Source organism: Geothrix alkalitolerans (genome assembly GCF_022808885.1).
Lineage (GTDB): Bacteria > Acidobacteriota > Holophagae > Holophagales > Holophagaceae > Geothrix > Geothrix alkalitolerans.
The window spans coordinates 221,159-242,347 of the sequence record NZ_JAKZLE010000007.1 but is presented as its reverse complement, the minus strand read 5'-3'; the positions used below and the strand labels follow the sequence as shown (position 1 = coordinate 242,347).

Sequence of the window (21,189 nt, the reverse complement as noted above, 5' to 3'; positions counted from 1 at the left end):
CTTCGTCGCGGCTTTTCCCCAGGGGTCACACCCGTTCCCATCCCGAACACGGCCGTTAAGACCTGGAGGGCCGATGATACTGCTCCCCACAGGAGTGGAAAAGTAGGTCGCTGCGACGTTAAATCCCCTCCGGGCCATCACAATTGATGGCCCGGAGCTGTTTTACTGATAAAATTCTTCTCCTATTTCGAGGCATTCATGTCCATCGAGGTCCGCCTTCCTGACGACTCCCTCCGGCAGCTGCCCGAGGGGGCCACCGGGACCGAGTTGGCGGCCGGCATCGGGGCCCGCCTGCTGGACGCGGCCCTGGCCATCAAGATGGACGGCCGCCTGGTGGACCTGAAGGCCCCCCTGGCGAACGGGGCGAAGGTCGAGATCGTCACCAGCAAGAGTCCCGAGAGCCTGGAGCTGATCCGTCACTCCACCGCCCATCTCCTGGCCCACGCCGTGAAGCGCCTCTACCCCGAGGCCCGGGTGGGCATCGGCCCCGTCATCGAGGACGGCTTCTACTACGACTTCTGGGTGGACAAGCCCTTCACCCCCGAGGACCTGCCGGTCATCGAGGCGGAGATGCGGAAGATCGTGGCCGAGGGCGTCGAGGTCGAGCGCGAGGATCTCGGCCGGGATGCCGCCGTGGCCCGGTTCGAGGCCATGGGCGAACCCCTCAAGGTGGAGGTCGTCTCGGGCATCCCCGCCGGCGACATCATCAGCGGCTACAAACAGGGCGACTTCTACGACCTCTGCCGGGGCCCCCATGTGCCCAACACCTCGAAGCTGAAGGCTTTCAAGCTCCTCAGCATCGCAGGTGCCTACTGGAAGGGCGACGAGAAGAACCAGATGCTCAGCCGCATCTACGGCACCGCCTTCCACACCCAGAAGGAGCTCGACGAGCACCTGAAGCGCCTGGAGGAGGCCAAGGCCCGCGATCACCGCAAGCTGGGCAAGGAACTGGGCCTCTACTCCTTCCATCCCGAAGCGCCCGCCTCGCCCTTCTTCCACCCCAAGGGCACCCAGGTCTACAACGAGCTGGTGACCTACATGCGGGAGCTGTACTTCAAGTACGGGTACGATGAGGTGATCACCCCGCAGGTGCTGGACGTGGCCCTCTGGAAGACCAGCGGCCACTACGAGAACTACGCCGAGAACATGTACTTCACCACCGCCGAAGAGCGGGAGTACGCGCTGAAGCCCATGAACTGCCCGGGCCACTGCATCATGTTCGGCAGCCACAAGCACAGCTACCGGGACCTGCCCATCCGCTACGCGGACTTCGGCCGCCTACACCGCTACGAGCGCAGCGGCGTCACCCATGGTCTCACCCGCGTGCGGACCTTCTGTCAGGACGACGCCCACATCTACTGCGCACCCGAGCAGATCAAGACGGAGATGGCCGCCTTCCTCGCCCTGCTGAAGGAGGTCTACGACACCTTCGGCTTCGAGGGCATGCGCGTCGCGCTCTCCACCCGGCCTGAGAAGCGCCTGGGCTCCGACGAGATCTGGGATGCGGCCGAGCAGGCCTTGGGTGAGGCCCTGGACGAGGCGGGCATGCCCTACACCCTGAATCCCGGCGAAGGCGCCTTCTACGGACCCAAGATCGAGTTCCAGATCCTGGATGCCCTCAAGCGCCCCTGGCAGCTGGGCACCCTCCAGGTGGATTACATGCTGCCGGAGCGCTTCGATCTGAAGTACACGAAGGCCGACGGCACCGAGGGGCGCCCCGTCATGCTGCACCGCGCCATCCTGGGCAGCCTGGAGCGCTTCATGGGCATCCTGGTGGAGCACACCGCCGGCGCCTTCCCGGCCTGGCTGGCACCCGTGCAGGTGGCCATCCTGCCCATCACGGACCGCGCCCACGCCTTCTCCACGGAGGCTGCGGCGCAGGCCAAGGCCCTGGGGCTTCGGGCCGAAGTCGATCTCCGGAACGAGAGCCTGAAGGCCAAGATCCGCGAGGCCCAGCTGGCCAAGGTCCCCTACATGCTGGTCATCGGGGATCGCGAGGCGGAGGCCGGCACGGTGTCCGTGCGGCACCGCCACCGGGGAGACCTGGGCGTCCAGCCCCTGGAGGTCTTCCTCAAGGGGCTCGCCACCGAAGTCCAGGAGCGACAGCGCTGAGACGGTTTTCCTTGCTTGGCAGGAACCCATCCAAGTGGTAGACTTTTTGTCCTTGTGCAACTAGGGGAGGAACCATTCGTCCGAACGAGACCCGCATCAACGACGGCATCCGGGCCCCCGAGGTCCGCGTCATCTCCGAAGATGGCGAACAGCTCGGCGTGATGCCCCCTCACCAGGCCATCCGGATCGCGGAAGAGCGCGGCCTCGACCTGGTGGAAGTGGCAGGGAACGCGAATCCGCCCGTCTGCAGGATCATGGACTACGGCAAGTACAAGTTCATGGAGGCGAAGCGGGAACACGCGGCCCGGGCCAAGCAGAAGAACATCGTGGTCAAGGAAGTGAAGTTCCGCCCCAAGACCGACGACCACGACTTCGACTTCAAGATGAAGCACATCCTGCGGTTCCTGGAGGAAGAAGACAAAGTCAAGGTGGTGGTCATGTTCCGCGGACGTGAAGTCGTCCATCGCGACATCGGCTACCGGATCATCGAGGAAGTCATCCGTCGGGTCGGCGACAAGGCCATCGTCGAGAAGGGCGCCGGCATCGATGGACGCGACATGCACGCCATCCTCGCCCCCCGGATCATCGAAGTCCCCAAGGCGCCCAAGAAGCCCAAGCCGGCCCAGCCGGAAACCCCTGAAACCGAAGCCAAGATCCAGTGAGGATGCCATGAGCTACAAGATCAAGAGCCACAAGGGCGCCCAGAAGCGTTTCAAGAAGACCGCCGGCGGCAAGTTCAAGCGGGGCTGCTCGCACCAGCGCCACATCTTGACCAAGAAGTCCGCCAAGCGGAAGCGCCAGCTGGACATGGGCGGGATGGTGGCCAAGGCCGACCAGAAGGCCGTCGCGGCGATGCTGCCCTACGCGTGATTTCCTCCGGGGGTTCTCCTCGCAACGCATGCGTTGCAAGGATCTAAGGTCGCGCTCCGCTTCGCTGCGCGCACACCCCCGGACCCCCAGCCCTCAGCAGGCGAAGCCTGCCTCGGGCTTGTTCATGCTCGCCGCCGGTCCTAGAATCGGTGGTTCAACCCGGTGGCTGAGGCCACCCCCGATGAGGCCTTCAAACGCTCTCTCTGAGCTGCCTCGAGGAAAGGAATCAAGATGACTCGTGTAAAGCGCGGTTTTAAGCGGGCCCAGCGCCGCAAGCGGATGATGAAGTTCGCGAAGGGCTTCTACGGCGCCAAGTCGCGGCTGTACCGTTCCGCCAAGGAAGCCGTCGAGAAGGCCCTCGGCTATGCCTACCGTGACCGCAAGGTCAAGAAGCGCGACTTCCGCCGCCTCTGGGTGGTGCGCATCAGCGCCGCCTGCACGCAGAACGGCACCAGCTACTCCAAGTTCATGGGCGGCCTGAAGAAGGCGTCCGTGGATCTGGACCGCAAGATCCTCGCGGATCTCGCCGTGCGCAATCCCGAAGCGTTTACCAAGCTCGTGGCCGTGGCCAAGGGCTGATCGCGAAGCAACCCATCGCAGACACCCGGAAGGCCGCGCGAGCGGCCTTTCTTTGTTCTGACTTTCCCACCGAGGCTTGCCATGGACTCCTTGCTGCCGCCCGAGATCGATGAAGCGGACCGCGCCTTTGCCGGCGCCCTGGAGGCCTGCGCCGACCTCGATACCCTCCTGCGCCTGAAGGGCGCCTACGTGGGACGCGAGGGCAGCCACGCGGCCCGCATGATGGACCTGCTGAAGGCCGCTCCCAAGGAGCAGAAGCGCGAGCTCGGCGCCGCCGTCAACGCCTTCAAGCAGCGCTGGGAGGAGGGCCTCAAGGCCCGCCAGGCGGATCTGGAGGCCGCGAAGAAGGCCGTCGGGGCGTCGTCCTGGGATGCGACCCTGCCGCCGCCCATGCCCGCCCGGGGCGCGCTGCATCCCCTCAACCGCCTCATGGACCGCCTGGTGGACGTCTTCAGGCCCCTGGGCTTCCACGTGGAGGAGGGTCCCGAGGTCGAGACGGAAGAGCACAACTTCGACGGCCTCAACATCCCGGCCGACCACCCGGCCCGCGGCAGCGCGGACACCTTCTACCTGGCCGCCCATCCCGGCCGCCTGCTCCGCACCCACACGAGCCCCGTGCAGGTGCAGACGCTCAAACGCTACGGCAAGGATGGGGCACGCTTGCTCAACGAGAAGGGCGGCATCCGCTTCCTCGCACCGGGCCGCGTCTACCGCAAGGACGAGATCGATCCCACCCACAGCCCCATGTTCCACCAGGTGGAGGGCATGCTCGTGGGCCACGGCATCGGCATGCAGCACCTCAAGGGCACGTTGGAATACGCCCTGCGTGCGCTGTTCGGCCCCCACACGGAGATCCGCCTGCGGCCCTCCTACTTCCCCTTCGTGGAGCCGGGCTGCGAGGTGGACGTGAGCTGTCCGCTGTGCGCCGCGAAGGGCTGCCGCGTCTGCAAGGGCTCAGGCTGGGTGGAGATCCTGGGCGCCGGGCTCATCCATCCGAATGTGCTCGAGTTCGCGGGCATCGATTCAAAGGAATGGTCGGGCTGGGCCTTCGGCATGGGCGTGGAGCGCATGGCCATGATGCTGAGCCAGACGCCGGACCTGCGGCTGTTCTTCGAGAACGACCAGCGGTTCCTCGAAGCCATGGGAGGGCTGGACTGATGTGGATCGAACGCGCCGCCCTGGCCGCTGAACTGCCCGCCGCCGCCTCGCTCGCCACCCGCGAGCTGGCGGAGCTGCTGGCCTCCCTGGGCTTCCCCGTGGACGCCGTGGAGGCCCGTCCCGGCACCGAGGTGCTGGACGTGGACATCACCGCCAACCGCGGGGACGCCATGTCCCACCGCGGCATGGCCCGGGACCTGGCCGCCCGCCTGAAGGCGCCGATGGCGCCGCTGGCCCCGCCGCCCACCCCGGAGGGGGCGCCGAAGGTCCCGGTCCACCTGCCGGATCCCGGCTGCCCGATCTATGCCACGGCCCTGCTGACGCTCGGCGCGGGCGAGACGCCGGAGGCGGTGCAGGCCTTCCTCGCCGCCCTGGGCGCGTCGCCCAAGAAGCTGCCGGCGGTGGACGCCTCCAACGAGCTGCTGCACCGCTACGGCCACCCCACCCACGCCTTCGACGCCGACCGCATCCACGGGGCCGTCACCGTGCGCCGGGCCGTGGTGGGCGAGAAGCTGGTGACCCTCGACGGCGTGACGCGCACGCTGGCGGCGGAGGACCTCGTCATCGCCGACGAGCGCGGCCCCATCGCCCTGGCGGGCGTCATGGGCGGCGACGCCACCAAGGTCACGGAGGCCACCCGGCGCGTCCTGCTGGAGAGCGCCTGGTTCGAGCCCCGCACCGTGCGGGCCTCCGCCCATCGCCACGGCCTGCACTCCGACGCCTCCCAGCGCTTCGGCCGGGGCGCGGACCCCGCCATGGCCTCCGTGGCCCGGGACCTCCTCGTCCAGCGGCTCCAGGCCTGGGCCGGCGCCGCCCTCGAAGGCGCCTGGACCGCCGGTGCCCTGCCCGCACCGGCCCCGACCGTGACGCTGACGATGGCGCTCCTGGCCCGCGTGGCCGGGGAGGTCCTGCCCCTGGCTGATGCCGCGGCGGCCCTGGGGGCCTTGGGCTGCCGGGTGACATCTGACCCTGAGGCGCTGGTGGTGCAGCCGCCGACCTGGCGCCATGACCTCGGCATCCCCGAGGACCTGGCCGAGGAGGTGCTGCGCCTCCGCGGCTATGCGGCCATTCCCTCGGTCCTGCCGCCCCTGGAGGGCCCGCCTCAGCCGCTGGCTCCCGAGTACCTCCAGCGGCAGGCCCTGGCCCGTCGGCTGGCCCACCTGGGCTTCCACCAGACCGTGACCTACGGCTTCGTGAGCCCAGAGATGGACGCGAGCTTCGCCGGTCCCCTGGGGACGGACGCCCACGATGATCCGGAGAAGCGCACCCTGGCCAACCCCCTGGGCGTCGAGTACTCGCGTCTGCGGCAGTCCCTGGTGCCCTCCCTCGTGGAGACCGCCCGGCAGAACCGCAAGCAGGGCCAGCGGGAGGTGCGCCTCTTCGAGATCGCGCCCACCTACCGCGGCCTGCCCGCCGGGCCGGAGGACACCTGGACCGTGGCCCTCCTCTGGGCCGGCGAGCACTGGGACGGGGATCCCGAGTCCAAGCCGGCCCTTGTGAAGGCCAAGCACCTTCACGGAGTTTTGAAGGATGTGTGCCTCCCTGGGACGGACCGGAAGGTGCGAGTCCTTGATGAAGATGCCATGGTGGTGACCGAGCTGCCCCTCTCCTATTTCCGCCGGCCCGATGCCCGCATCATTCCCACCTACATGCCCCACAGCCGTTTTCCGGCAGTGGAAAGGGATCTCTCGCTCACGATTCCAACGAACCTGCCCTGGCAGCGGATGCATGGGGTGGTACGAGAAACCCTGAAGGACTCGGCCCTGGTGGACCTCACCTGCGCGGACCTCTACCAGGGAAAGGGGCTGGAGCCGGGCAGCAAGTCCTGGCTCCTCCGGCTGACCTTCCAGGCCATGGATCGGACCCTCGTGAGCTTGGAGGTGGAGGCCTGGATGGCCTCGGCCCTGGCCGCCGCCCAGGCCCTCGGGGCGAAGCTGCGAGCCTAGGGGCTGCGGGCGTAGAATCCCCCAAGAGGACACCATGGATCTGCTGAAACAACTCGAATCGAAGATGCACGCCCTGGTGCAGCAGCGCAACCAGCTGAAGGAAGAGCTGGATGCGCTGAAGGCCGCCGGCTCGGCCGGAGAGCAGGAGCTCCAGTCCCTCCGGGCCCGGCTGGAGGAGGCCCTGTCCGAGAAGACGGCCCTGGAGAAGGACCGCGAGGCGGTGAAGACCCAGGTGGCCGCCATCCTGCAGGCCCTGGAGGCCCTGGGATGAAGCCCCAGCCGCCCCTGCCGGGGATCCGGGCCGCCACGGTGTCGGTCCTGGGGCGGGAGCTCCAGGTCCAGACGGACCGGCCCGAGACCCTGGCGGCGGCGGTGCGGATCCTGGAGGACACCTTCCGCGACATGGACTCGCAATGCCAGCTAAGATGGGGGAGCGTCCCGAAGGGCCTGGACACCCCGTCCTGGTACCTCCTGGGCGCCCTGAACCTGGCGCACCGTGTGGCGCGCCTCGAGCAGGAAGCCAACCAGCACACCCAGAACCTGGAACAGACTCTCTCGAAGTTGCTGAACGATGTTCCGGACGAACCTTCCGCCCCCGTGCCCTTCCTCGACGAGGACGGAGACTGATTTCCCTGCGAGGCCCGTGATCATGGCCAAGCGCTTGTTCCGTAAGTCGACCTGGGAGACCTTCCCCCTGTCCTGTGCGTTCCGCGCGTCGGCGCGCCTTAGCCAGGGATCCTGGACTCCCCCCTACCAGCTAGGGAACTCGGCAAGCCTCCACGACTGAGCGGGGATTTTCTTTCACATTCTGGTGCTGGTGGCTCTTCGGATCCCATTCCCTGGAGTCGCCCATGAACCTGATCAGTTGGATTTTTCTTCTCCTCTTCTTCGCCGCGGCCGGCGTGGGCCTCCTCATGGCCCTGCGGGCCCAGAAGGCGACGGTGGAAGCCTCCCAGGCCCAGGCCAAGGCCGAAGCCGACATCAAGGCCCAGCGCGAGAAGCTGTTGGAGGAGGCCCAGCGCGAGGCCCAGCGCCTCCGCGAGCGGGGCGAGCAGGAGGCCGAGGCCCTCCGCAAGGAATCGGCCCTGAAGGCCAAGGAGCAGGCCCTCCAGGCCCGCCAGGAGGCGGAGAAGCTGCTGGCCGAGCGCCAAGCCAACCTGGAGAAGCAGGAGCAGCGGCTCCACACGAAGGAGACGGGCCTCCAGACCAAGGAGGAGGGCCTCGACAAGAAGCTCCAGCAGGTGGACCAGAAGACGAAGGACCTCGACGCCCTCAACGAGAAGCGCAAGGCCGAACTGGAGAAGCTCGAGGCCAAGCAGGCCGAGGCCAAGCAGCTGGTGGAGGCCCAGGCCCAGCGCCTGGAGGAGATCGCCGGCCTCACACGCGAGGACGCCAAGAAGGAGCTGACGGCGCAGCTCGAATACGCCGCCAAGATGGACGCCGCCAAGCTGGTGCGCCGCATCGAGGAGGAGGCCCAGGAGGAGGCCGCCAAGAAGGCCCGGTGGACCATCGGCGCCGCCATCCAGCGCGTGGCCTCGGACGTGGTGGCCGAGCAGGCCGTGAGCTCCGTCCAGCTCCCCAGCGACGACCTCAAGGGCCGCATCATCGGCCGCGAGGGCCGCAACATCCGCGCCCTGGAGAAGGCCACGGGCTGCGACCTCATCGTGGACGACACGCCCGAGAGCATCGTCGTCTCCAGCTTCGACCCCATTCGCCGCGAAGTCGCGCGCCAGGCCATCCTGAAGCTCCTGGCCGACGGCCGCATCCACCCGGCGCGCATCGAGGAGGTGGTGGAGAAGGTGAAAGTCGACATGGACCAGCACCTCAAGGAGATCGGCGAGGCGGCCTGCATCGAGCTGGGCTTCCCCGACGTGCATCCCAAGCTGCACAAGCTGGTGGGCCGCCTGAACTACCGCACCTCGTACGGCCAGAACGTGCTGGAGCACACCAAGGAGGTCGCCCGCATCGCCGAGTACATGGCGGGCGAGATGGGCGCCAACGCCAAGCTGGCGCGCCGGGCCGGCCTCTTCCACGACATCGGCAAGGCCATCGACCGCGAGGTGGAGGGCACCCACATCGAGATCGGCATGCAGCTCATGCAGCGCTACGGCGAGAAGGAGGAGGTCATCCACGCCATGAGCTGCCACCACGGGGACTTCGAGCCCCGCACGGTGGAGGCCATGCTCATCACGGCCGCGGACGCCCTCAGCGCCGCCCGGCCCGGCGCCCGGCGCGAGATGCTGGAGACCTACGTGAAGCGCCTCGAGAAGCTCGAGGAGATCGCCGGCAGCTACAAGGGCGTGCAGAAGAGCTACGCCATGCAGGCGGGCCGCGAGATCCGCATCCTGGTGGACGCGGGCTCCGTCAACGACGACCAGGCCTACTGGATCGCCAAGGACGTGAGCCGGCGCATCGAATCGGAGATGCAGTACCCCGGCCAGATCAAGGTGACGGTCATGCGGGAGCTGCGCGCGGTGGAAATCGCACGGTAGGAAGCACCGCGTCTGATAGAGTCCTGGCAGACCATACCCACAGGCCGGATTCCTCTTGGACGTATTCCCGCCCAACCCTTCCGATCCCCTTCCTGTCGACGAGGAGGCGGGTGCCGCAAGGCTGCGTCGGCACCTGGCGGAGGGGTGTTATTCCCTGAGCCTGGCCCGTACCCGGGAGGAGGTGTTCCGGGTGCTCCTCGGACGGGCCTTGGAGATTCGACCCCGCGCCCAGTGGTTCGTCGGCCAGATCGAGGCGCGCGAGGGCCAGCGGGCCCTGGCCGTGGCGGCCTCCCTCCCACCCCTGGAGCCACGCCTCGAAGCCGCCCTCAGGGATGCCCGCCTGTCACTCCTCGAGGCCGGCCTGGTGCGGGAGGTCTGCGACCGTCACCGCCCGGTCTTCCTGGCGCATGCGGCTGCCATGCCCGGAAAGGTGCCGCCCGGGTTCGTGGAGGCGGCAGGCTTGGGCAGCCTGCTTGGCGTTCCCATGGTCCATGAGGGGCGCCTTGGAGGGGTTCTCTTCGGCGCCGACCTCGGGGGCGAGGAGGCCGCCCACCCCGGCGAGGACGAGCTGGCGACCCTCCAGGGTCTGGCCCGGGCCAGCGCGCTGCTGCTGGAGCGCATCGAGGCGGAGGCGCGCCTTGCGGAAACGGCCCTTCTCTTCCGGGACCTGGCCCGCGCCGCGCATGATCTGGCCGAAGCGGCGGACGAGGACAACCTGGTGGCCCAGCTGTTCCAGTGGGCCGGGCGGCTGGCCCCCCTTCCCGAGTGGTGGTTCAACCGCTTCGATGCCTCGGCCCGCGCGTGCCGCACCACGCACTGGACCCGCGGTCTCGAGGCCCATGGCACGGTCGAAAGCATCCGCCAGCCCGATCCGGTGGATGGGGACCGCATCCTGGAGCGGGTCTACCTCCGGCAGAAGGCCGTCCACATCCGCCGGTGGGAGGACCTCCCGGTCGAGCCGAACCGGTCCGGCTGGCCGGGACCCATGCACACCTGGGTGGGTCTCCCCCTGGCCCACGAGGGCACGGTGGTGGGGTCGCTCAGCGGCGGTTCCTTCGGGGCTCAGGGCCACGTGACGCTTTCCGAGGAACAGTTCGAGGCCCTGCAGAGCCTGGCGGAGACTGCCGGTCTGGTGCTGAACCGCCTCCAGGCCCGAAAGGCCCTGGAGTCTGAGGAGGCGCGGTTCCGCCGGCTGTTCGAACAATCCCCCGATCCCATCATCCTCCTGGTGCATGGGGTGATCCAGGATGTGAACCGGGCCTCGATGGAGCTGCTCGGTCGGCCCGGTCCGGCCCTGCTTGGCCAGGATCCCACCCGGCTGAGCCCGGCCCGGCAGCCTTCGGGCCTGACCAGCCGCGAAGCGGCGCTGGGGCTCCTGGCCGAGGTGAAGGCCGGCACCCGCAACCGCTTCGAATGGGTCCTCCTCCACGAGAGTGGCCGGGAGATCCCCTGCGACGTGGCCATCACCCAGTACCGCCTGGGCACTCAGCACATCTACCACGCTGTCCTCCGGGACCTCACGGAGCAGAAGCGGGCCGAAACGGAGCGCGCGACCCTGGAGCGGCAGCTGTTCCAGGCCCAGAAGATGGAAAGCCTGGGCGTGCTGGCGGGCGGCATCGCCCACGACTTCAACAACCTGCTCATGGGCGTCCTGGGGCACGCGGGCCTGGCCCTGGACCAGCTCAACCCACTGCACCCAGCCAGGCGGAACATCGAGGCCATCCAGAAGGCGGGCCAGCGGGCCGCGGACCTGACCCGCCAGATGCTCGCCTATTCCGGCCGCGGCCGGTTCGAGGTCCGCAACCTGGATCTCAGCGTCCAGGTGGATGAAATGCTCCACCTCCTGGAGGTGAGCCTGCCCAAGACCGTGGTGCTGAGCCTGAGCCTGAAGAAGGGCCTCCCGGCAGTCTCCGCGGACGCATCGCAGATCCAGCAGGTGATCATGAACCTGGTGATCAACGCGGCCGAGGCCATCGGCGAGGCCTCCGGCACGATCACCCTCGCCACGGGCCTCCAGCGCGTGGACGCGACCTCCGCCCAGACCATGCTGGTGGGGCAGGATGTGGCGCCGGGCCCCTACGTCTATCTGGAAGTGGCCGACACGGGCTGCGGGATGGACCCGGAAACCCAGGGCCGGATCTTCGAACCCTTCTTCACCACCAAGTTCACGGGCCGGGGCCTGGGGCTTTCGGCCATCATGGGCATCGTCAAGGGCCACAAGGGCGCCCTGCGCGTCTATTCCGAAGTGGGACACGGCACCACGTTCAAGGTGCTCCTGCCGGCCCTCGACCTGGAGACCGAGACCGCCATGGTGGTGGAGGAGGCCGCCTGGGCCGGCCACGGCCTCGTGCTGGTCGTGGACGATGACGAGACCGTGCGGATCGTGGCCCGGCAGATCCTGGAGAGGCGGGGGCTCCAGGTGCTCGAGGCCCAGGACGGCCAGGAGGCCGTGGATCTGGTGCGCACCCGGGGAGCCGACATCGGCGTGGTCCTGCTGGACATGACCATGCCCCGCATGGGCGGCGAGGAGGCCTTCCGGGAGATGCGGCGCCTCCAGCCCGACATCCGCGTCATCCTGAGCTCGGGCTACAACGAGAGCGAGGCCATGGGCCGATTCGTGGGCAAGGGGCTCCGGGGCTTCATCCAGAAGCCGTACGGCCCCAAAGAGCTGCTGGCCAAGATCCAGGGCGTGCTCGAAGCTTGAGGGATGCGGACTGTCCTCCTGCTCGTCCTGAGCAACATCTTCTTCGCCCTGCAGGCTCAGACCTCAAGCCCGATTGTTGCGGCCTCGGAGGGTGGCCGATGAGAACGGTCATCCTGCTCGTCCTCAGCAACATTTTCTTCGCCCTGCGGGCTCAGACCTCAAGCCCGATTGTTGCGGCCTCGGAGGGTGGCCGATGAGAACGGTCATCCTGCTCGTCCTCAGCAACATTTTCATGACCTTCGCCTGGTACGGGCACCTGAAGCACCACCGCGACAGCCCGCTCTGGATCGCCATCCTGGCGAGCTGGGGCATCGCCTTCTTCGAGTACTGCCTCATGGTTCCCGCCAACCGCTTCGGCTACGGGCGCTTCAGCCTCCCCCAGCTGAAAGTGATCCAGGAGGTGGTGACGCTGATGGTGTTCGCCGTGTTCACCGTGGCCTGGATGCGGGAGCGGCTGCACCTCAACCACCTCTGGGCGGGGCTGTGCCTCGTGGGAGCCGTGTTCTTCACCTTCCGGAAGTAGGCGTCAGCCATCCAGGTGGATGATGCCCCGCTTGAGGGCCACCATGGCCGCCTCGGTGCGGTCCTTCACCTGCAGCTTGCGCAGCAGGTTGTTCACGTGGATCTTCACCGTGGGTTCCGCCAGGCCGAGGGAGTCCGCGATCTCGCGGTTCCGCTGGCCCTGGGCCAGCAGGCGCAGCACATCCAGCTCCCGGGCGGTGAGACGCTCAGATTCCATGCCCTCCACCAGGCGGGCGGCCGTGGCGGGAGGCAGGTAGCGCTGGCCTGCGGCCACGGCCCGGACGGCCTCGATGAGCGTGCCGCGCCGCATGCTCTTCAGCAGGTAGCCCCGGGCCCCTGCCTCCAGGGCGCGGTGGATGTCGGCATCGCCGTCGAAGGTGGTGAGGACCAGGATCCGTGCGTCCGGATCCTCGCGCCGGATGGCCGTGATGGCCTCCACGCCCGTTTGGCCGGGAAGCTGGAGGTCCATGATGATGACCGTGGGGCGCAGGGTGCGCCAGGCCGCCACGGCCTCCTTGCCGTCACCGGCCTCGCCGACCACTTCGAGATCGGGTTCGCCGTGGTGGAGGATGGCGACCAGGCCGTCGCGGACCACGGGATGGTCATCCACGATGAGCAGACGGATGGGATCGGAAGGGGTCGTGGTCATGGGCGCCATCTCCGGAGGGGCAGGATGATGGTGATGCGGGTGCCCCGTCCCGGTCCACTGTCGATATCCATGTGGCCCCGGAGCTTGCCCAGGGTTTCACGAATGCTGCGGAGGCCATAGCCCGCGGCCCCGGCGGCGGGATCGAAGCCCTTGCCGTCATCCTCGACGCGCAGCCCCACCTCCCGCCGCTTGTAGTGGACCGTCACCCGGACCCACTTGGCCTTGCCGTGGCGGAGGGCGTTGGTGAGGGCCTCCTGGGCCATGCGCAGCAGCTCCTCCTCCAGCTTGGCGTCCAGGCGTCTTGGCTCTCCGGTGTGGGCCAGCTCCACCCGGATGCCCGTGCCCGCGAGGAGGCGATCGGACAGGATGCGCAGGGCGCCCAGCAGGTCGGTCCCCTCGGGTTTGCGGGGGCTCAGGGCCATCACGGACCGGCGCGCCTCCTGGAGGCTGGCGGCCGCCAGCTCGCGGGCCCGGTCGAGGCGCGTGAGCACCGGCGCGGGATCGCCCGCCAGGCGGGCCAGGCCGGCCTCGGCGGCCTCGAGCTGGAGCAGCACGCCCGTGAAGCCCTGGGCCAGGTGGTCGTGGATCTCCCGGGCCATGCGGTTGCGCTCGTCCAGCACGGCGGACCGGGCCTCCACCTGCTGGAGGCGGAGGCGCAGCAGCCACCATCCGAAGAGGGCGGCCGCCAGGGCGCACAGGGCCCAGAACACCGGGCGCTGGTGGAAGAAGGGCTGGACCCTCACCTCGAGGGAGACCTCCTGCGGCGCACCTTCCTCCCCCGGCCGCCAGGCCTGGAGGCGGAAGCGCCGCGTGCCCGGGGGCAGGTTCGAGTACACCGCGAAGCGCCGGTCGCTCACTTCGTTCCAGCCAGGGTCGATCCCCTCCATGCGGTACCGGAACCGCAGCTTCTCGGCGCCCGTGAGGCTGATGCCCGTGTAGTGGATCTCCAGCCGATGGCTGCCAGGGGCCAGGACCAGGGGACCCTGGATTGGCTGCGCCGACTCGTCGCTCAGCACCTTCGAGAGGCACAGGCGAAGGGGGGGTGGGGGGGGCGGCAGCCGGAGGGTGTCGGCATGGGCCATGCCCCGGCTGGTGGGAACCCAGAGCTCGCCTTCTCGGGTGAGCCAGGCGGCGGGCTGGGGGCCTCCGTGGGTCTCCCGGGCGGGCAGGCCGTCCCAGTGATCGAAGGTGGCGAGGGGGGAGGGGCCGGCCGCGGGCAGACCCCGGCTCAAGGCCAGCCGGGGGACTCGGAGCACGCCCTGGCTGGTGCTGAGCCAAAGGATCTGGTCCGAATCCTCCAGGATGGCGTGGATGGCTGTCTTCAGAAGTCCCTCAGGACCGGTGAACGTCTGGAAGGCGTCATGGCGGAAGAGGCGCAGGCCGTCCGGGGTACCCACCCAGAGGGAGCCCGTGCCATCCAGGTGCAGGGCCTGGGCGCCGGCGGAGGCCAAGCCCTGGGCGGCCCCGAACCAGTGCAGGCCCTCCGCGTCCAGGATCCCGACCCCCTGGGACGGGCTGGCCACGTACAGCGGCTCCGGGCCGCCTCCGGCCATGGCCACCACGCCCCGGGCCACCGGGAAGATCTGGTGCGCTCCACCGGACAGGAGCTTCAGCAGCCCCTGACGGGGCGTGGCGATCCACAGGTCGCCGGCGGGGTCTTCGTAGAGGGTGAGGATCTCCTCGGGCTCCGGTCCGCCCTGCCAGGGCACGGCCCGGGCCCTTCCCCCCTCGAGGATGAACAGCCCCCCTTTCCGGGTGCCCACCCAGAGACCGCCACTCCCGCGGGGCCACAGCGCGGAGATGGGCCCGGGCCCCACGGTTCCCGTCGGGACGAAGGGTTCGATGCGGCCGTCGCGGACCTGGCCGAGGGACTGGTCCCCCGTGAGGCACCAGACGGTGCCCGAAGCGTCCTGGCAGACCATCCTGGCGGCTTCTTCGGGTTCGGGCCCCCTCACCGGCACGGCCTGGAAGGGGACGGCAACCGCCGCGCGGAGGCCGCGATCTTCGCTTCCCACCCACAGGGTGCCGGCGCGGTCTTCCAGCAGGCAGAGCACGGTCCATCGGATCTGCGGCCCATCGGGCGCGGTCTCCAGGCGGCCGTCCCGCATCCGGTGGTACAGGCCCGCCTGTTCGGTGCCGATCCATAGGCCGCCGCCGCGGTCCGCCCGAAGGGTGGTGATGGCTCGCGCGGGGAGACCGCCCAGGCCGCTGGAAGGCCCCAGGCGACCGTCCGCGAAGGTGAGCAGTCCCTGGGTCCGCGTGCCCACCCACAGCGTCCCTGCGGCGTCCTGCTCGAGGGCCGTGATATCGCCCGCCGGAAGGGCGACCAGCTCCAGCCGCCGCTCCCGGACTCGCCAGAGGCCTGATCCCGCCGTGCCCACCCAGAGCGTGCCCCCGGAGTCCGTCGTCATGGCCTGGATCCGCAGGCCGACGGCGTCACAGGCGACCGGCTGGAACTGCTCCCCGACCCGTTGCAGCAGCGGGCCTTCGGCCGGGGCCGCCCAGAGGCCGCCCTGGGGATCCGTGGCCAGGTGGAGGATGGGGCTGTCGGGCAGGCCTTCGGCGGGACCAAGGGCGGTGAAGACGCCCTGCTTCAGGCGGAAGAGGCCCGGTTGCGAGGTGCCGATCCAGAGGCTGCCGTCCGGGGTTTCGGCCAGGCAGCGCACATCGTTGTGGGAGAAGGCAGGCGCTTCGCGGCGGGACAGGCGATCGAACCGGGCCCCGTCGAACCGGGCCAGGCCGTCCTCGGTGCCCACCCACAGGAACCCGTCCCGGCTCTCCAGCAGGGCCGTGGCCGTGTCCTGGGCCAGTCCCGGCTGGTTCCGCCAGATCCGGTGCCCCAGGACCGGGGGCCGGGCGCGAACGGAGTCGCGGGCCGCGAGGGGCGCGGGCACCAGGACCATCACCGCCACCATGGGCATCCCGATCCACAGCGACAGGGCGGCGGCGCACCATCCGGCCCAGCCTCTGCGGAAGCCCTGAGTACCTGCCCAGTCCATGATCATGGAAGCAGCAGGTTAGGCCATCCCCGAGGCTCCGGCAACCAGGGATCTCGAAGGCCCCGGCCGGCGTGCGCCGGGGTGCCTGTGGGTTGACCTCAAGACACGAGGCTGACACCGTCGTGCGTGAGGTCCCCCATGCGCCTGATGAGCCTGAGCCCCCTGGCCCTGTCGATCTGCCTGGCTTCGCCGCTGGTCGCCGCGGGCCGCCCCCGGAAGGCCGAGTCCGCGGCGCCACCGGCGCCAGCCCTCCCGGTGGACGCCGTGTTCCTGAAGCCCCTGAAGGCCCGGGCCATCGGGCCCGCCGTCATGGGCGGGCGCATCTCAGACGTGGCCGTGGATCCCTCGGATCCCTTCACCTGCTACGTGGGCCTCGCCCACGGCGGCGTGATGAAGACCACGGACGCGGGCGCCAGCTTCCAGGCCGTCTTCGACAAGACAGGCGTTGGCTCCATCGGCGCCCTGGCCGTGTCCCCCGCGAACGCCAAGGTGGTGTGGGCCGGCACGGGCGAGGCCAACGACCGCAACAGCTCCGGCTGGGGCAAGGGCGTCTTCCGCAGTGAGGATGGCGGGGCCACCTGGACCGCCGCGGGCCTGGAGGCCAGCCGCTGCATCGCGCGCCTGGCCGTCCATCCCAAGGACGAGGCCGTGGCCTACGCCGCGGCCATGGGTGATCTTTGGACGCCGGGCGGCGAGCGGGGCCTCTACAAGACCACCGACGGCGGGAAGAGCTGGAAGGCCGTGCTCACCGCCCCGGCGCCCTACGGCGACCGGGTGGGCTGCGGCGACGTGGTGCTGGACCCGCGGAATCCCGACATCGTCTACGCCGCCCTCTACGCGCGGCGCCGCTTTCCCTGGGCCTTCCAGGCGGGGCCGCCGGCCACGGAGGGACGCGATCTTGGCGGCATCTTCCGCAGCACGGACGGCGGGGCCACCTGGACGAAGCTTACGAAGGGCCTGCCGGCAGGCACGGGGCGCATCGGCCTGGCGGTCAGCGCCTCGAAGCCCGGCGTGGTGATGGCCGTGGTGCAGAGCGACGAGGGCGGCACCGTCCCCATCATGGACATCATGAGCAAGGCCGGCGGCACCTTCCGATCCGAGGATGGCGGCGACACCTGGACCCGCACCAGCCCCCTGAACCCCCGCCCCTTCTACTTCAGCCAGATCCGCATCGCCCCGGACGACGACCGCCGCGTCTACGTCCTGGGCTTCGGCCTGCACGTCTCCGAGGACGGCGGCGCCACCTGGCGGGAGGACCGCTCCGAGAAGGTGCACCCGGATCTGCACGCCCTGGCCTTCGACCCGAAGGCGCCGAAGCACCTCCTGCTGGGGACGGACGGCGGGCTGTACCAGAGCCACTCCGCCGGCGCCTCCTGGGAGGCGCTGAACCGCTTTCCCGCCGGCGAGTACTACCGCATCGCCGTCGACGACGGCACGCCCTACCGGGTGGCCGGCGGACTCCAGGACAACCGGAACTGGGTGGGCCCCGGCCGAACCTTCAGCAAGGACGGCATCCTCAACCAGGACTGGACGAACCTGGGGGGCGGCGACGGCTTCCACGTGCTGTTCGATCCCGCCGACGCCGGGATCCTGTTCGCGGAGAGCCAGGGCGGATCCATCTTCCGGGTGAACCTCCGCAGCGGGGCCACCAAGTTCCTGCGGCCCGAGCCCGCCGAGGGGCAGGAGGCCTACCGCTTCCACTGGGCCAGCCCCTTCCTCCGCAGCCGGCACGCCAAGGACGTGCTCTACCTGGCGGGCAACCGCGTGTTCAAGCTGACGGATCGGGGCGAGCGCTGGAAGCCCATCAGCCCCGACCTCACCACCCAGGATCCCCAGCGCACCCGCACCAGCGGCAGCGGCGCCGAGACCTTCGGCGTGATCTACACCCTGGCCGAATCCCCCGCCAAGGACGGGCAGCTCTGGGTGGGCACGGACGACGGGAAGGTCTGGCGCACCGAGGACGAGGGCGGCACCTGGGTGGACCTCACGCCGAACCTGCCGGCGGTGGTGAAGGGCCGGTGGATCCAGCGCCTCGAGGCCGGCCGGGAGCCCGGCGTGGCCTACCTGGTGGCCCAGGCCTACCGCACCGGCTCCTACGCGCCGCTGGTCTACCGCACGGCGGATGGAGGGAAGACCTGGCAGGGGCTCGGCGCGGGCTTGCCCCCGGACCAGCCGGCCCACGTGGTGAAGGAGGATCCGGTCAACCCGAAGGTGCTCTACTGCGGCACCGAAGGCGGCCTGTTCGTGAGCCTGGACCAGGGCCAGCGCTGGCTGCCCCTGGGCGATCTGCCGCCGGTACCCGTGGACGACCTGGCCATCCAGGCCCGGGAGAATGACCTCGTCATCGCCACCCACGGCCGCAGCCTCTTCGTGCTGGACGACCTGTCTGTGCTGCAGGGCCTGTCGCCCGAGGTGCTGGGCGAGGAGCTCCACCTCTTCACGCCCCGGCCCATCCTGGCCCGCCAGTTCCTGCCCGGAAACGCCAACGAGGAGGGGAAAGCCGGGACCTTCCGGGGGGTCAATCCGCCCTTGGGCGCCACCTTCCAGATCTACCTCAAGGCCGACACCGGAGAGGACCTGAGCCTGGCCATCAAGGCTCCGGACGGCCGGCCGGTGGCCAACCTCAAGGCGCCCGGGCGGGCGGGCCTCCAGCGCATCGCCTGGGACCTGAAGCCCACCTCGGACCTGGTCTCGTCCTACCGAGGCGAGGGCTCGAAGTTCGTCAAGCCCGGCCTCTACACGGTCACCGTGACCCGGGGCTCGGTGAAGGCCGCGGGGACGATCCAGGTGGAGGTCGGCGAGGACCTGGAGACGCGCTGACCTAGCGGGCTCCAGAGGCCCCCAGCATCTCCGCCATCAGGCCCAGCAGGCGCGACAGCTCGAAGGGCTTGGGCAGGAGCCGCACTTGGGGCACCCTGGCCAGCTTCGCCTCCATGCCCTCCAGCCCTTGGCCGCTCACCAGGATGAAGGGTACCGTCGAGCCCGTGGCGCGGATCCGCTCCAGCAGCTCCAGCCCCGTGCAGTCGGGCATGCGGTGGTCGCTCAGCACCAGGTCGTAGCGGCCCGTCTGCCAGGCCTGCCAGGCCACGCTCCCGTCCGGAGTCACCGTGACCTGCGCCCGGGCCAGGGTCAGGGCGTCCGCCAGCATGTCGCGCAGGAGGGTCTCATCTTCGGCCACCAGGATCCGCCGTCCGGCCAAGGTTCCCGGATCTGCGGCGGGATCGGTCGGAGCCGGGGCCTCCTGGGGCGCGTCCGTGGGGGCCGGCGGGAGGCACATGCGGAAACAGGCCCCGCCGCCCGGGGCATTCTCCGCCCAGACCTGTCCCCGGTGGGCCCTCACGATGCCGAAGACCATGGCCAGGCCCAGGCCGGTGCCCTTGGTCGAATCCTTGGTGGTGACGAAGGGTTCGAAGATGTGCGGCAGGAGATGGTCGGGAATGCCCGTGCCCGTGTCCTGGACCTCCATGCAGACCTGCCCTTCCTCGCCCAGGAAGGTCCGGAGGGTGAGGCTGCCCCCCGCCGGCATGGCATCCCGCGCATTCACCACCAGGTTCATCAGCACCTGCTCCAGCTGCACCGAGTCGCCCTCCACCCTGGGAAGGTCCGGGTCGAGGGCCAGGTGCAGCCGGATCATGCCCCCCAGCAGGCGCTCCAAGAGGGCCGCCGTATCGCCGATGAGCGCGTTGAGGTCGAGGGGCTTCAGCTCCGGCCGGGACTGGTGGCTGAAGGACAGCAGGGCCTTGGTGGTCTGGGCGCAGCGCTTCGTGGCCTCCTCGGCGCGGAGGATCCGGTTGATCACCGGATGCCCCTCGGGCAGCAGCTCCCGGCTCAGGTGGAGCTGGCCCAGGATCGCGGCCAGCTGGTTGTTGACGTCGTGGGCAATGCCCCCGGCCAGGGTGCCCACGGTCTCCATGCGCTGGCTGTGCTCCAGCTGGCTCTGCAGGCGGGCGCGGTCCGCGAGGCTCTCGTCCGCCCGGAGGAGGGCGCGCTCCAGGCTGCGGATCTCCTGGATGTCCGAGTGGACGGTGGGGGCGGGTCCGCCCTGCCCCAGGGTTTCCGCCATGGTCCCGAGGGCGGTGATGGGTTCGGCCACCCGGCGGGCGATGTGGTGGATGCGCCAGGCGGCCAGGGCGAGGCCGATCACGACCAGGCCGAACAGGCCCGCCACCCGGAATCCCAGCGGGCCCAGCAGATCATCCTCGGGGATGGCCAGCATCAGCGACCAATGGAGGCCCGGGAGGCCCTCGAAGGAGCGGGACAGCCCCATGGCCGTCCGGCCCCCCAGGCGGATGCGGCGAGGCGCCCCATCCTTCGCGTCATCCTCCAGGTGGATCCCCGGATTCAGGAAGCGGGCTTCCGGGGCCTCGAGGAAGGCCTGGCGGCGGTTCTCGGGGGATTCGTAGGCCGCGTCCCGCGGAAGGATCAGGGCCCGTCCCTGGGGGTCCACCACGAGGGACTGGCTGCGGGGCGTGGGCTGGGCGGACCAGACGCGGCGGGTGAGGTCGTCCAGCAGGAAGTCGAGGGCCACCACGCCCCGGAGGCCGGCCTCGTCCCGAAGGGGCAGGGCGTACGTGATGCCCGGATCCTGGGTGGTGTAGAAGGAATAGGGTTCGGTCCAGGCAGGGGACGAGGCCGCCGCTCCGGCGGTGTACCAGGGCCGGGTGCGGGGGTCGTAGGACATGGGGGTCCAGGGTCCCGGCGCCGCGGGTCCGGCCAGGTCGAGGCGCCGCCAGCGGATCCGGGCCCCGGGCCCCGCGTTCTCCAGTTCCCGGAGGGACCAGACCTGGCCGATCCTCAGGAAGAGCAGGGATCGCCCATCCGGGGTGGCCAGGTTGAGGCTGGTGATGCTGTGCTGGGCCGTCAGCGCCGGCAGGATCATCCGGGCGGCCTGCTCGGGCTGGGCCGGATCCAGGGTCCCGTCCGCCCACCAGTCACGGACCACCTGACCCAGGGACTGGGAGGACTGGAGATCGATCCGGAGCAGCTCGTCGAGGTGGCGCAGCGCCGTCTTGGCCCTCGCGCCCGCCTGCCGCTCCAGCGCCCGCTGCTGGCCCCACCAGGCCAGGCCCAGGAGCAGCGTGAACAAACCCGTCATGAGGATCAGGTGATCCCGCAACAGCAGGCGACGGATGGGAAGCATGGGTGGGACGCCTCCGGG

15 protein-coding genes and 1 rRNA gene are annotated in these 21,189 nt (G+C 69.7%); 13 read left to right on the top strand and 3 right to left on the bottom strand.

Going from position 1 to position 21,189, the window contains the following annotated elements; genetic code table 11:
- Window positions 1-3: 3 nt before the first annotated feature.
- From rrf to MLJ35_RS14305, 12 genes are all read left to right on the top strand, one after another.
- Window positions 4-119 (top strand): 5S ribosomal RNA (rrf, locus tag MLJ35_RS14360).
- 79 nt (window positions 120-198) lie between these two features.
- Window positions 199-2,112, top strand: coding sequence for a threonine--tRNA ligase (gene thrS, locus MLJ35_RS14355; protein ID WP_243384889.1), 1,914 nt, complete (start codon window positions 199-201; stop codon window positions 2,110-2,112).
- A 74-nt stretch (window positions 2,113-2,186) separates the two neighbouring features.
- Complete coding sequence (gene infC / locus MLJ35_RS14350) at window positions 2,187-2,774, top strand: translation initiation factor IF-3 (RefSeq protein ID WP_338028463.1); 588 nt, start codon at window positions 2,187-2,189, stop codon at window positions 2,772-2,774.
- A 7-nt stretch (window positions 2,775-2,781) separates the two neighbouring features.
- On the top strand, window positions 2,782-2,982 hold the full coding sequence (rpmI, locus tag MLJ35_RS14345) for a 50S ribosomal protein L35 (protein WP_243384888.1): 201 nt from the start codon (window positions 2,782-2,784) through the stop codon (window positions 2,980-2,982).
- A 231-nt stretch (window positions 2,983-3,213) separates the two neighbouring features.
- On the top strand, window positions 3,214-3,561 hold the full coding sequence (gene rplT / locus MLJ35_RS14340) for a 50S ribosomal protein L20 (protein WP_243288481.1): 348 nt from the start codon (window positions 3,214-3,216) through the stop codon (window positions 3,559-3,561).
- A gap of 105 nt (window positions 3,562-3,666) precedes the next feature.
- Complete coding sequence (gene pheS / locus MLJ35_RS14335; protein ID WP_420843047.1) at window positions 3,667-4,719, top strand: phenylalanine--tRNA ligase subunit alpha; 1,053 nt, start codon at window positions 3,667-3,669, stop codon at window positions 4,717-4,719.
- Entirely contained in the window at window positions 4,719-6,665 is a 1,947-nt protein-coding gene (locus MLJ35_RS14330) for a phenylalanine--tRNA ligase subunit beta (protein WP_243384886.1), read from the top strand. Before pheS ends, MLJ35_RS14330 begins: the two co-directional genes overlap by 1 nt.
- A 34-nt stretch (window positions 6,666-6,699) precedes the next feature.
- Window positions 6,700-6,936: a cell division protein ZapB gene (gene zapB, locus MLJ35_RS14325; RefSeq protein WP_243323658.1), complete on the top strand. Its 237-nt coding sequence runs from the start codon at window positions 6,700-6,702 to the stop codon at window positions 6,934-6,936.
- Window positions 6,933-7,292: a cell division protein ZapA gene (locus tag MLJ35_RS14320; RefSeq protein ID WP_243323667.1), complete on the top strand. Its 360-nt coding sequence runs from the start codon at window positions 6,933-6,935 to the stop codon at window positions 7,290-7,292. Before zapB ends, MLJ35_RS14320 begins: the two co-directional genes overlap by 4 nt.
- Window positions 7,293-7,516: 224 nt before the next feature.
- A complete protein-coding gene (gene rny, locus MLJ35_RS14315; RefSeq protein ID WP_243384885.1) occupies window positions 7,517-9,157 on the top strand; it encodes a ribonuclease Y in 1,641 nt (546 codons plus the stop codon).
- A 55-nt stretch (window positions 9,158-9,212) separates the two neighbouring features.
- A complete protein-coding gene (locus MLJ35_RS14310; RefSeq protein WP_243384884.1) occupies window positions 9,213-11,861 on the top strand; it encodes a response regulator in 2,649 nt (882 codons plus the stop codon).
- A 193-nt stretch (window positions 11,862-12,054) separates the two neighbouring features.
- Window positions 12,055-12,384, top strand: coding sequence for a DMT family protein (locus MLJ35_RS14305; protein WP_243317310.1), 330 nt, complete (start codon window positions 12,055-12,057; stop codon window positions 12,382-12,384).
- A 3-nt stretch (window positions 12,385-12,387) separates the two neighbouring features.
- On the opposite strand, the gene MLJ35_RS14300 is transcribed toward MLJ35_RS14305, so the two are convergent.
- Window positions 12,388-13,032 carry a response regulator gene (locus MLJ35_RS14300; RefSeq protein ID WP_243323693.1) on the bottom strand — a complete coding sequence of 215 codons (645 nt, stop codon included), beginning with the start codon at window positions 13,030-13,032 and terminating at the stop codon, window positions 12,388-12,390.
- The gene (locus MLJ35_RS14295; RefSeq protein WP_243384883.1) at window positions 13,029-16,037 is read right to left on the bottom strand and encodes a sensor histidine kinase; all 3,009 of its coding nucleotides are present in this window, start codon (window positions 16,035-16,037) and stop codon (window positions 13,029-13,031) included. The genes MLJ35_RS14300 and MLJ35_RS14295 overlap by 4 nt, the downstream gene beginning before the upstream one ends.
- 132 nt (window positions 16,038-16,169) lie before the next feature.
- Here MLJ35_RS14295 and MLJ35_RS14290 point away from each other — a divergent pair, with 132 nt between their 5' ends.
- A complete protein-coding gene (locus MLJ35_RS14290; RefSeq protein ID WP_243384882.1) occupies window positions 16,170-18,851 on the top strand; it encodes a WD40/YVTN/BNR-like repeat-containing protein in 2,682 nt (893 codons plus the stop codon).
- A gap of 1 nt (window position 18,852) precedes the next feature.
- Here MLJ35_RS14290 and MLJ35_RS14285 read toward each other — a convergent pair whose 3' ends face one another.
- On the bottom strand, window positions 18,853-21,171 hold the full coding sequence (locus tag MLJ35_RS14285; protein ID WP_243384881.1) for an ATP-binding protein: 2,319 nt from the start codon (window positions 21,169-21,171) through the stop codon (window positions 18,853-18,855).
- Between the last annotated feature and the right edge of the window lie 18 nt (window positions 21,172-21,189).